This is a genomic window from Mycobacterium sp. ML4 (genome assembly GCF_054515735.1).
Window position 1 is genome coordinate 181,429 of record NZ_JBTNSY010000011.1, and the last position, 13,596, is coordinate 195,024.

The 13,596-nt window shown below is 63.3% G+C and carries 4 protein-coding genes; all 4 read left to right on the plus strand.

Annotated elements, in window-relative coordinates:
- Positions 1 to 876 precede the first annotated feature (876 nt).
- The gene (pks2, locus tag ACX9NE_RS14815) at positions 877 to 7,152 is read left to right on the plus strand and encodes a sulfolipid-1 biosynthesis phthioceranic/hydroxyphthioceranic acid synthase (RefSeq protein WP_459362849.1); all 6,276 of its coding nucleotides are present in this window, start codon (positions 877 to 879) and stop codon (positions 7,150 to 7,152) included.
- A gap of 56 nt (positions 7,153 to 7,208) precedes the next feature.
- On the plus strand, positions 7,209 to 8,654 hold the full coding sequence (locus ACX9NE_RS14820; RefSeq protein ID WP_459362850.1) for a condensation domain-containing protein: 1,446 nt from the start codon (positions 7,209 to 7,211) through the stop codon (positions 8,652 to 8,654).
- 58 nt (positions 8,655 to 8,712) lie between these two features.
- Complete coding sequence (locus tag ACX9NE_RS14825) at positions 8,713 to 9,984, plus strand: glycosyltransferase (RefSeq protein WP_459362851.1); 1,272 nt, start codon at positions 8,713 to 8,715, stop codon at positions 9,982 to 9,984.
- A 115-nt stretch (positions 9,985 to 10,099) separates the two neighbouring features.
- Positions 10,100 to 13,582, plus strand: a complete 3,483-nt coding sequence (locus ACX9NE_RS14830; RefSeq protein ID WP_459362852.1) for an MMPL/RND family transporter — start codon at positions 10,100 to 10,102, stop codon at positions 13,580 to 13,582.
- The last annotated feature ends 14 nt before the right edge of the window (positions 13,583 to 13,596 follow it).

Here is a 13,596-nt window from a genome sequence, read left to right on the forward strand (position 1 = left end):
GATTCCGCGCATAGAGCGTTTAGACGCCAGTTCGGTCTGCTGAACAACCGATTTCAAGCTGTGTCGCGCCACTGCCGGCGCGTCCCACAGCGCCGTGTCGGCAGGTGTGCAGCGCGTCAGAAACCGCGCCCTGAACTGCACAGGTCAGCCGCTACTGCGGGCCGTCAACCCCGGTTGCGATCACTCACCAGCGGCATAGTCGGCACGCAATCCAGATGTGACCGATTCGTGCGGCAAGCGCAATAGCTAAATTGCGATTCCCCCACGAACTGAGCCTGTAACACCTATCATGGGCAACCTGGGTGCATTCCATGTAGCGCTTGACCGGCGGCGGTCTGGGGTGGTGCTCGACGCGGCGAGCGGTCAGCTCGCTCGCCAGTGAGCAAACTCGGCGCTAGGTATGTTCCCCATTACGGATCGTTCCGCCCCTGCGGCGATGATGCCGCACGCCGCACGGCGGCTGTGTCGAAGACCCGAGCCGAGGTGACGCCACTACGCAACGCTCCCGGAGTCGCGCTTTTCCTGGCGCGCAGCACTAATCACGTCTCCACGTGAACCGATGCATTCAGGCGACGCTCCGGGTCCCTCCTCCGATGGACACTTCAGCCGGGGGTGGGCAGCCTGCAGCCCCAGCTGCGGCGCCTTGTTAAATTTTTGTACGTTCGCACGATTTTTCCACGCGGTTGCCATGGAGCAGCTACGCTTTGATCGCACCGAAAGTTCCAGAGGCTGTTCGATACGGGGGGTCGACCGGTAGCCGGTGGTGGCACTGCAGAGTGGCAGTGTCTGATTAGCCGCCAGCGAATTTTCTCGAAGCGCCAATAAGAGCGAGCAGCGGTGATAAAAACGTGTGGATAGGCAGAGAGGTGAAGGTTAGTGGATAGGGCGGGCGTCACTCCGGTTGCTGTCATTGGTATGGCGTGCCGGCTGCCGGGAGGGATTACCTCCCCCGAATTGCTGTGGGACGCGTTGCTGCGCGGCGACGATTTCGTCATCGAGGTTCCCCGGGACCGCTGGGACATCGACCACTACTACGATCCTGAACCGGGAGTGCCCGGCCGATCGGTCTGCAAATGGGGCTCGTTCCTGGATGAAGTCGGCGACTTCGACCCGGCCTTCTTCGGCTTCAGCGAGAAAGAAGCCATCGCGATGGACCCGCAGCACCGATTGCTGATGGAGACCGCGTGGGAGGCCATGGAGCATGCCGGGCTGACTAAGGACACCATTGCCAGGCAAACGGGCGTCTTCGTCGGTCTGAACTACGGCGACTACCAGTTAGTGCAGATGGCCTCGGATGCCTTCGACGGACCTTACGGAAACCAAGGCACGATTTCCTGCATGGCTTCCGGCCGGATCGCCTACGCGCTCGGGCTGCATGGACCGGCCTCCACAATCGACACCGCATGCTCCTCCGGTTTGTACGCGATTCATCAGGCCTGCCGGAGCCTCGCTGACGGCGAGAGTGACATGACTTTTGCTGGCGGCGTCAACGTGATGATCGAGCCGCGCAGATCGGCTTCGGCATCGGCTGGCGGCATGCTTTCCGGCACCGGACATTGCCACGCCTTCGACACGAAGGCAGATGGATTTGTTACTGGTGAAGGTTGCGTGGTGCTTCTTCTTAAGCGTCTTTCAGATGCGCAGCGCGACGGTGACCGAATCCTGGCAGTTGTGCGCAGCACGGCCGCCAACCAGGACGGCCACACCGTCAATATCGCGATGCCGTCCCGAGCTGCGCAATCCGCCCTTTACCGCACCGCTCTGGACTTAGCCGGCATCGACGCCTCTACCGTCGGCATGGTCGAGGCGCACGGCACAGGTACACCGGTAGGTGACCCGATCGAGTATTCCGGCCTGGCCGAGGTTTACGCCATTGGCAATAAGTGTGCTGTCGGTGCATCAAAGACGAATTTCGGACACACTCAGGCGGCCGCTGGTGCGCTGGGACTGATGAAGACTGTGCTCGCCGTTCAGCACGGCATCGTCCCCAAGAACCTCCACTTCGAGGCATTGCCCGACGAGCTGGCGCAGATCGACACCGGTCTGTTCATCCCGGTGGACAACACGGAGTGGCCATTGCCGGGCGACGCGCCACGGCGCGCTGCGGTGTCGGCGTACGGAATTTCGGGAACAAATGTGCATGCCATCATTGAGCAGGCGCCCGAACCGCTTTGCCGCAATGGTGCCGCAGTCCATCCGACCAGCGACGACACGCTGCTAGTCCCGGTGTCCTCTTCGTCAGCCGACGGACTGCGCGAGACCGCTGCACGGCTTGCGGACTGGGTCGAGGCGCACGCGACCGAGTTCGCCGCCCGAGACCTGGCCTACACTCTCGCCCGCCGCCGCGGACACCGCTCTGTGCGCGCCACCCTGCTGGCAAAGGACACTCCGGAGTTGGTGGCGGCGCTTCGGGAGGTCGCCGATGGCGACGCGTTGTACCCGGAAGTCGTGGGGCAGGAAGAACGTGGTCCGGTCTGGGTGTTCTCGGGTCAGGGGTCGCAGTGGGCGGCGATGGGCGCGGACTTGCTAGCGAACGAGCCCGTGTTCGCTGCGACCGTCGCCGGGATCGAGCCCCTGGTCGCGGCCGAGTCTGGTTTCTCCGTCATCGAGGCCATGACCGCGCCGGAAAAGGTCACCGGTATCGACCGCGTCCAGCCGACGCTGTTCACCATGCAGGTCGCGCTTGCGGCCACGATGAAGTCGCACGGCGTCAACCCGGCCGCGGTCATCGGCCACTCGATGGGTGAGTGCGCCGCCGCAGTGGTCGCGGGCGCGCTGTCGCTGGAAGACGGAACGCGCGTGATCTGCCGCCGTTCGCGCCTGATGACTAAGATCTCCGGTTCCGGTGCCATGGCATCGGTGGAGTTGCCCGCACAGCAGGTGCTATCGGAGCTGATGGCTCGCGGCATCAACGACGCGGTCGTCGCGGTCGTCGCCTCACCCGAATCCACGGTCATCGGCGGTTGCACAGATAGCGTTCGTGAGATGGTCGCGGCCTGGGAAGATCGCGACGTCATGGCTCGCGAGGTGGCTGTCGATGTCGCCTCGCACTCACCGCAGGTCGACCCGATTCTGGACGAGTTATACGACGTCCTCGCCGAGATCGAGCCGTTGACCCCCGAGATCCCCTACTACTCGGCAACCTCGTTCGATCCGCGCGAGGAGCCTTATTGCGACGCAAATTACTGGGTCGACAACCTGCGCCACACCGTCCGGTTCTCAGCAGCGGTGCAGGCGGCGCTCGAGGATGGCTACCGCGTGTTCGGCGAACTCTCGCCGCACCCACTCCTTACCCACGCTGTAGACCAGACCGCCCGCAGCCTGGACATGACCGCCGCTGCTCTGGCCTCGATGCGGCGCTTGCAGCCCATGCCGTTCGGGCTACGGGGATTCGCGGGTGACCTATTTACCACCGGCGCGACGGTCGATTTCTCGGTGTTGTACCCCTTCGGACGCTTGGTCGACGCGCCGCTGCCGGCGTGGTCCCACCGCCACCTCATGCTGAGCCTCGATGGCCACAGCTCTAGTGTGTTGAGTTCCAGTGTGGTGGTGCACCCGCTGATGGGTCAGCACGTTCAACTGCCAGAAGAGCCCGAGCGGCATGTATGGCAGGCCGATATTGGCATCAACGCACTGCCGTGGTTGGGCGACCACAAGGTTCACGGCACGGCTACCCTGCCCGGTGCCGCGTACTGTGAAATGGCGCTGGCCGCGGCCTGCACCACCTTCGGCGAGGCCGCTGTCGTCCGCGACGTTCGTTTCGAGCAGATGTTGATGCTCGATGAAGAAACCAAGGTCACGCTGACTGCCACGGCGGATTTGCCCGCCGCGCTCACATTCATCGTTGAGACGAACGAAGACGGTGTGCCGACGCGCCGAGCCTCGGCGGTGCTGCAAGCCGCCGACGACCAGACCCAACCGCAGCCGCGGGATATCGGGGAACTCTGCTCCCTGCACCCGAGCAGCGTGCAGGGCGGCGACCTCCGCGATGCTCTTGACCTGTGCGGCATCCAGTACGGCCCCGCGTTCACCGGGCTGTCGGTTGCCCACACCGCTGAGGAAACCGGCACATCGGTGCTGGCCGAGATCGCGCTGCCCAGCGTCATTCGCACACAGCAATCCAACTACGGCGTACATCCGGCGCTGCTCGACGCGTGCTTCCAGTCAGTCGCTGCGCACCCGAGCGTCGCAATCGCCAGCCTCGGCGGCTTGCTTTTGCCACTGGGTGTTCGTGAGCTGAGGACCTTCGGAACCGTCCAAACGGCCCGGTACTGCTACTCGCGGGTGACCGCTGTGACCGGTGGATCGGTCGAGGCCGACCTCGATCTGCTGGACAAGCAGGGTGTGGTGGTCATGACTATCCGCGGACTCGAGATGGGTACCGGGGTTTCAGCCAGCGGTGAGCGGGCGCGCGTGCTCAGCGAACGCCTGTTGACCATCGAATGGCAACAGCGCCAATTGCCCGAGGTCGCCACCAACGACGCCGGAGCCTGGCTGTTCGTCAGCACGGCCGATGCGACCAATCTGCTGGCAACCGCGCTGACCGACGAAATGAAGTTGCACGATGCAGAATCGAGGATTCTGGCTTGGCATGAAGATGCCGATCATGAAGCCTCTGCAGCAGCGCTGCGCCGCCAACTTGGCCTCGGTGGGCTCACCGGGGTCGTGGTGCTCACGACACCGGGCAACGGCGAATCGGATATCGACTCCGCGCGCCGCAGCCGCGACCATGTTGCGCATCTGATCCGTATCGCGTCTGAACTGGCGGAGACCCAAGGCGAAGCGCCCCGGCTGTGCATCGTCACACGCAACGCGCAGAAAGTAGTATCGGACGACGTCCCTGACCTGGAGCAGGGCGGACTGCGCGGGTTGCTGCGGGTTGTGGGCGCCGAGCACCCGCATTTGCACGCCACCCATATTGATATCGACAATCACACCGACGCGGGACAGGTGGTGCAGCAGCTGCTGCTGGCCGGAACCGACGAAGACGAGACGGCGTGGCGCAACGATGAGTGGTACACGGCTCGCCTGTGCCCCTCACCGCTGCGCCCAGAGGAGCGCAAGACCACTATCGCGTCGCACGAGAGCGACGGGGTACGCATGCAGATCCGTACCCCTGGTGACCTGGAGACGATGGAGTTCGCCGCATTCGACCGGGTCCCCCCCGGCCCAGGACAGATCGAGGTCGCCGTCACGGCATCGAGCATCAACTTCGCCGATGTGCTGAATGCGTTCGGTCGGTATCAGAGCCTGGACGGCATCTTGCCTGCGCTGGGAACGGACTTCGCCGGCGAGGTCACGGCGGTAGGGCCGGGTGTAACCAACCACAAAGTCGGTGACCATGTCGGAGGTATGTCACCCCTGGGCTGCTGGTCCACGTTTGTCACCTGCGATGCCCGTCTCGCCACTACATTGCCGGTTGGCATGACCGACGCCCAAGCCGCGGCGGTAACCACAGCGCACGCCACCGCCTGGTACGGCCTGAGCGAACTGGCCCGCATCAAGGCCGGCGACAAGGTGCTCATCCACTCCGGCACCGGCGGTGTGGGGCAGGCGGCGATTGCGATCGCGCGGGCAGCCGGCGGCGAGATCTTCGCCACTGCCGGAAGTGAGCAGCGTCGACAGTTGTTGCGCGACATGGGGATCGAGCACGTCTACGACTCCCGTACGCCCGACTTCGCCGACGAGATCCGGCGCGACACCGACGGCTACGGCGTTGACATCGTGCTCAACTCGGTCTTCGGTGCCTCTCAACTCGCCGGCATTAAGTTGCTGGCGCTGGGCGGGCGTTTCATCGAGATCGGCAAGCGCGACATCTACGGCGACACCAAACTAGGGCTGTTCCCCTTCCGCCGCAACCTCGCGTTCTGGGGTGTGGATATGGGTGTCATGTCCGTCAGCCACCCGCAGCAGGTCAGCGAAATCCTCAGCACGGTGTACCGGATGACCGCCGAGGGCTCGCTACCGATGCCGGAAGCGACGCACTACCCGCTGGCCGAGGCGGCAACCGCGATCCGTGTGATGAGCGGTGCGCAGCACACCGGCAAGCTGATCCTGGACATCCCGCGGGCTGGGCGTAGCAGCGTGGTGCTTCCGCCCAAGCATGCGCCGACATTCCGACGGGACGCGTCCTACATCATCACGGGCGGTTTGGGCGGTCTGGGACTGTTCTTGGCCGAGAAGATGGCAGCCGCCGGCGCGGGCCGTATCGTGCTCAGTTCCCGCTCCCAACCAACGCTAAAGGCTTTGGAGACAATCGAACTCATCCGTTCGATCGGATCCGACGTGGTGGTGATGTGCGGCGACATCGCACAGGCCGAGACCGCACGCAAGTTGGTGGCGACGGCGACCGCAACCGAACTCCCCTTGCGGGGCGTGCTGCACGGCGCCGCTGTAGTCGAGGACGCGGTGCTGACCAACATCACCGAAGAGCTGCTTGAGCGCGACTGGGCTCCCAAGGTGTACGGCGCCTGGCATCTGCATGAGGCATGTGCCGAGATCGAGCTGGATTGGTTCTGCTCGTTCTCGTCGGCGGCTGCTTTGCTCGGCTCACCGGGCCAGGGCGCATACGCCGCGGCCAACAGCTGGCTGGACGCGTTTACCTACTGGCGACGGGCACAAGGGCTGCCCGCGACCTCGATCGCCTGGGGTGCGTGGGGCGAGATCGGACGGGGCGCGGACTTCGCGGAAGGCAGCGGAGCAGCGATCGCTCCGGACGAGGGCGTGTACGCGTTCGAGACGCTATTGCGTCACGACCGCGCGTACTCGGGCTACAGCCCCCTCATCGGAACACCATGGATCGCGTCCTTCGCGGCACGCAGCAAGTTCCTGGAGATGTTCAAGTCAGCCGGAGACAAGCGCTCTGGTTCCAGCAAATTGCGTGCCGAGCTGGCCGACCTGCCCCTCGACGAATGGGCCGGGCGGTTGCGGCGCCTGCTGTCCGAGCAAATCGGGCTGATCCTGCGTCGCAACATCGATCCAGATCACCCGCTGTCGGAATACGGACTCGACTCGCTGGGTAACCTCGAATTGCGCACGCACATCGAATCACAAACTGGTGTGCGCATCACCTCCGCCGACATCACCACCGTTCGGGGATTGGCAGACCACCTCGTCGACAAGATGGCACCCAAGGAAGGCGCACCCGCGTGACGCCGTTCGAATGAGGGAACGACTTGTCCTGCAGGACTTTAAACAAGGAGGGAAACGTGTTCATAGGCGGAGGGTCTCAACACGACGACTTGCGAGTCGGAAACGCCTACGACTGGGATCCGGGTCCGGGGTCAGTCATCACGTGGGAGCCGACTCCGGGATGTCTTGCGAAGGCGCGGCAGGCCCCGCCGAGTGCAGTTCCGGCCAGCTGCATGCAGGCGGGTCACCTCCGCGGTTTCGTCGAGTTCCGCGACAAGGGCCTCGACTATTCCCGGGCGGTCATGGGTTCGTGGGAAGTACCCGGCAAGTGCGACATCCGCGCTATGACCTACGTCATCAACACGCACCTCCGTCGGCACGGGACGTACCACAGCTGGTTTGAGTTCAAGGGCCCTGACAACATTGTCCGGCACACGCTGAAGAACCCACGCGACATCAATTTCGTGGCCAAAGAGTACGGCACGATGACGAAGTCCGATTGGGAAGCGCATGTGTTGGCAACTCCCGAGCCGTTGCAGTGGGACTGCTTCCGGTACGGCGTCATTCAGTACGAAGATCGGTTCGCGCTGTACGCCGTGGTGGACCACTTGCACTGCGACCCCATGCTGATCGCGGGGCTGTATGTCGAGATCGTGATGAACTACAACGCGCTGGTGGAGGGCAGGGCGCCGATGACCATGCCGCCGGCCGCGAGTTACGACGAGTTCTGCATTCGCGAAAGCGAAACTATCAACTCGATGACGTTGGAGTCGCCGGAAGTACGCACCTGGATCGAGTTCGCCGAAGCCAATGGCGGCACGCTGCCCGACTTCCCACTGCCCCTGGGTGACCAGTCGATCGCGTGCGGCGGAGACGTCCACGCCGAACAGCTGCTGGCCGCTGACCAGACGGCCAAGTTCGAAGCCATGTGCCGGCAGGCCGACGCCCGGTTCAGCGGCGGACTGTTCGCCTGCGCCGCACTCGCGCATTACGAGATGACCGGTGAACTCACGTATTACGGTCTCACTCCGACCGACAAGCGCAAGACCCCGGCCGAATTCATGACCGTCGGCTGGTTCACCGGTATCGTGCCGTTCGTCATTCCCGTCGACCCGAACTCGTTCGAGGAAACAGCTCGCGCGGCGCAAGCCTCCTTCGACGCGAACATGAGCGTCAAGGACGTCCCGTATGACCGCGTTCTGGAACTGGCGCCCTGGCTGCGGAAACCCGGACCCCAGTTCACCATGATGAGCTATATGGATGCGGGACTTCCGCCCCTTTCCGGGATCGTCGCGACCGCGCTGGATGGCGTGAATGCCACCGCATTCACCGATGGCCGCAGCCCGGCCTACTTGTACTCGACAGTCATGCGCCTTTTCGACGAGGTCTCGATCATGGTGTCGTTCCCGAACAACCCGATCGCCCGGGAGTCGGTCACGCGCTTTACCGACCAGTTGAAGTCGGTGTTCCAGCGGGTTGTGGCTGGCAGCTTGTCGGCCACCCCGGTGCGTGTGGCGCGGTAGCGGTTCGCACCACTCGAGTGCGCAGCGCGCACAAACGTTACGGAGTTGACTACCGGTAATGAAAGCTGTCTTACCCGTCCATGGCACCCGCGGCGACGTCGAACCGTGCGCTGCGGTCGGCGCAGAACTTCAGCGTCGCGGACACGAAGTGCAGATGGCGGTCCCGCCGAATCTCATCAAGTTCGTTGCGGCGGCCGGCCTCAAAGCCGTTGCCTACGGCCCGGATTCGCATGCCCAGCTGGAGGAGGAGATTTTCCGGAGCTTTTGGCGGCTCCGGAATCCGCTGGGCGTGCTGAAGCCGGGTGCGGAATACCTGACCCGAGGCTGGGCTGAGATGGGCGCCACCTTGGTGGAGCTGGCGAAGGACGCCGACGTCATCGTCGCGGGTCAGACGTACGCCGGAGTAGTCGCCAACGTTTCCGAATACCTCGATATTCCGATGGTTGCGCTGCACTATTTTCCGCAGCGGGTGCAGGGGCACTTGATTCCTTTTCTGCCACCGCCGGTCAACCGTACGGCGATGAAGACGATATATGCGCTGTACTGGTTACTGACCAAAGGGCCGGAAAATGCGCAGCGGCGGGCTTTGGGGTTGCCCGAGACGAATGTGTCTTCCGCGAAACGGATCGTGCAGCGCGGATCATTGGAGATCCAGGGCTACGAGGATGTCTTTTTTCCGGGCCTCAAAGAAGAATGGGCGGGCCTGCGACCATTTGTCGGGGCGTTGACGCTGGAACTACCGACGGCCACCGACGAGGAGATTGCCGCCTGGATCGCCGCCGGACCACCGCCGATTTATTTCGGATTCGGCAGTATGCGTGTCGAAACCCCGGCTAACACGGTCGCCCTGATCAGCGAAGTGTGTGCGGAATTGGGAACCCGCGCGCTGATCTGCGGTGGCGTCACCGACATGGCCGACGTGGTGGTGCCCGACAATGTCAAAGTGGTTGCTGAGGCGAATCATGCCGCCGTCTTCCCAGCTTGCCGCGCCGTTGTCCACCACGGCGGACCCGGCACTTTGGCCGCCGGTATGAAAGCCGGCGTCCCTACACTTGTTCTCTGGATCAGCGCCGAACAGCCGCTCTGGGCGGCTCAGGTGATGAAGCTCAAGATCGGCAAAGCGCGTCGTTTCGCCGGAGTCACCAAGAAATCACTGCTCAAAGATCTGCGAGCGATTCTGGAGCCGAAATACGTTAACCGTGCCCGCGAAATCGCGAAGCAGATGACCCCGTCCGCCGTCAGCGTGCAAAAGGCTGCCGATCTGATCGAGAACAGGGTCCGCGACACCAATCCGGCGATCCCGGTACGTAGCACCGGACAGCTTCCGTGACCGCCAATCCACGTTGTCGCACGGATGTCAATCGATGAATATAACGCTGGCGTCACGATTAGCCGCGTCAACCGATTGGCCCACGACGGCCGAGATCTGCTTGTAGGGTTGTAGGGTGTCCGGGTCCAGCGAAGCGGCCAAGGTCGGGGGGTTATACGACCGCCTAGGCCAATTCGTCGTGAAATGGCCTTGGCTTGTCATCGGTGTCTGGATCGCGATCGCGTTCGTCCTTTTCCTGGCGTTCCCGCCGCTTCAGGTCCAGGCCGGAAAACACCCCCCGAGTCCCTTCCCGGACGACGCCCCGACAATGGTCGTCTCCAGGGAGATGACCAAGGCGTTCAGCGCACCGGCCGATAGCAAGGCCGACGACAAACAAGACTCGTCAGCTCCGTCACCAGCGGCCGCAGCGGCAGCGCCGACCGCCTTCCTGATGATCGTCTTGACCGATGAGAAGGGGCTGACGCCCGACGACGAGGCCACCTATCGCAAACTCATCAGCAGGCTGAACGAAGACACCCAGGACAAGATGTCGGTCCAGAACGCTCTGGACGACCCAGAGATGCGCAAGCTGCTGGTCGCCAAGGACGGCAAGGCCCTGATCCTGCCGGTCAACGTTCCCGGCGATCAGAACGATCCGGCCACCCTGGTGACCTACAAGCGCATCGCCGCGATCGTCAAGCAGACCGTCGCGGGAACGTCGTTGACCGCCAACCTCAGCGGACCCCTGGCGACCGTCGCGGACATCACCGACATGGGCCAGGAGGACATTCACTTCATCGAAATCGCCACCGTCGTCAGCGTGCTGATCATTTTGATCGTGATCTACCGCAACCTGATCACCATGTTCATACCGCTGGCAACGATCGGGATCTCCATCGCCACCGCGCAGGGCGTCCTCTCCGGCGCGGCGGAACTCGGCCTGGGCACAAACTTGCAGGTCATCGTGTTCATGACGGCGGTCATGATGGGCGCCGGAACGGATTACGCCGTCTTTCTGATCAGCCGATACCACGACTACCTGCGGCACGGCGACGACTCCGACACGGCAGTCAAGAAGGCGTTGATGTCGATCGGCAAGGTGATCGCCGCGTCAGCCGCAACGGTGGCCGTCACCTTCATGGCGATGATCTTCACCAAACTCGAAGTGTTTTCCGCTGTCGGCCCGGCGATTTCGATTTCCATCGTGGTGTCGCTCCTGGCGGCGGTGACCTTCCTGCCCGCCGTTCTGGTGCTTGCCGGCCGCCGCGGCTGGATCAACCCGCGGCGCGATCTCACCACCCGGATCTGGCGCCGCTCGGGAATCCGCATCGTGCGCAAGCCACGCATTCACCTGGCCGGCAGCCTTGTCATCCTCATCGCCCTCGCCCTGTGTATGACCGCGGTCCGCTACAACTACGACGACCTCAAATCGATGCCGGACGACGTCGACAGCTCAAAGGGTTACGAGGCGATGAACAGCCACTACCCGATGAATCAAATGACCCCGATGATGTTGTTCATCGAGTCGTCGCACGATTTGCGGACACCGCAGGCCCTGGCCGACCTGGAGCAGGTGGCCGCGCGGGTGAGCCAAACCCCCGGCATCACGATGGTGCGGGGCTTGACGCGTCCGAACGGCGAAACCCTGGAACAGATGAAGGTGTCATGGCAGGCCGGTGAAGTCGGCGGCAAGCTCGATGAGGCCTCGACCCAGATCGAGGGTCACGGAGGCGATCTGGACCGATTGGTGGGCGGCGCAAACCAATTGGCCGACGCGCTCGCCCAGCTTCGAGACCAGGTCACCGGTGCCGTGTCCAGCCTGAGCGGTACGGTCTCGGCATTGACCACGATGGAGCAGATGCTGGGGGGCGACCGCACGATCAACGCCCTGGACCAGGGCGCACGGTTCACCGGCCAGATGAAGACACTCGGGGACAACCTCAATGCCTCCACGGCAAACGCGGAGAACATTTCGGCCTGGGCCGGCCCAATGCTGCGCGCGCTCAACAACTCTCCGGACTGCAACGTCGATCCGGGCTGCGTGCAGTCGCGTGCCGGCCTGGCGGCGATGGTACAGGCAGACAACGACGGAACGCTGCTTTCGATCAAGGCGATGGCCCGCAATCTGCAAGCGGCCCAGCAGGCGAAGACCATCGGCGAGACGCTGACCAAGATCCAGCAAACGCTGACTCAGGCCTCCGATGCGCTGAAGACCATCAAGAACCTGCAGGCCACCATGGCCCAGGCCCAACAAGGCTCCAACGCCCTCGCCGACGGTAGCCGGGCACTGGCTTTCGGCGTCAAGGAACTGGTCGACCAGACCAGGCGGCTCGGTAGCGGCCTGAACGAAGCGTCCGGATTCTTGCTGTCGATGAAGCACGATGCCACCAAGCAGTCCATGGCGGGTTTCAATCTCCCACCCGAGATCACGAGCCGGGACGAATACAAGAAGGGCGCGCAGATCTTCATCGCGCCGAACGGCCACGCCGCACGGTACTTCATCCAGAGTGCGCTCAATCCATTCACCACCGCCGCGATGGACCAGATCACCGAGATTGAAAAGGCGGCACGGGAGGCGACCCCGAACACCGAGCTGGCGGACGCCAAAATTATGGTGGCAGGGGTCCCTACGGGCCTCCGCGACACGCGTGACTACTACAACGGCGACATCAGATTCATCATCGTCGCCACAATCATCATCGTGTTCCTGATTCTGGTGCTCCTGCTGCGCGCCATCGTCGCGCCGCTGTACCTAATTGCCTCGGTCTTGCTTTCGTATTTGTCCGCGCTCGGCATCGGTGTCCTGGTGTTCCAGTTTCTCTTGGGCAAAGAACTGCACTGGAGTCTGCCCGGACTCTCGTTCATTCTGCTCGTCGCAGTCGGCGCGGATTACAACATGCTGCTCATATCCCGAATACGGGACGAGTCGCCGCACGGCGTGCGTTTCGGCGTCATCCGCACGGTGGGATCCACCGGTGGCGTGATCACCTCGGCTGGCCTGATCTTTGCGGCGTCGATGTTCGGGCTGCTCACGGCCAGTATCAGCACGATGCAGGAGGCCGGCTTCATCATCGGGGTCGGAATCGTCATCGACACGTTCCTGGTGCGCACCGTCACGGTGCCGGCCCTGGCCGCGATGATCGGGCAGAAGAACTGGTGGCCCTCCAAACTGGGCAACGCCGGTAAACCGGTGTTCGCAGGCGGAAAGATTCACGAAACCTGGACGAAGATTCATCGTCGACTGGTCAAACTGAAGCTGATTCCCGCCCCTGCGCCCAAGAAGTTGCCGCCGCAACAGCGGACCCGCGCCGCTGCGCTCGCCAATAGCCGAAAGCGCACGGATGCTCGTCCGAAACGACGGCCGGTTCGTATGGAACCCAGCCACGCACTCCCGCTCTTCGATCTCAACGGGCTGCGGGAACAATTGACCGACGATCTGCAGTGGATGGATTCCGACACCGCCCCCATGCGCAATGGCAAGAAGAAAAAGGCCACGCAGCAAGAGCCCTGCCTCGAACATTCGTTGCCCCTGTTCGGCTACAGCGTCATTCCACAGAGCCCGGTCGTCATGGCGACGAACGGCAATGGAGCGGCGAAGGCAACGACAGCCGCCAATTGACCTGCCCGGCGAGC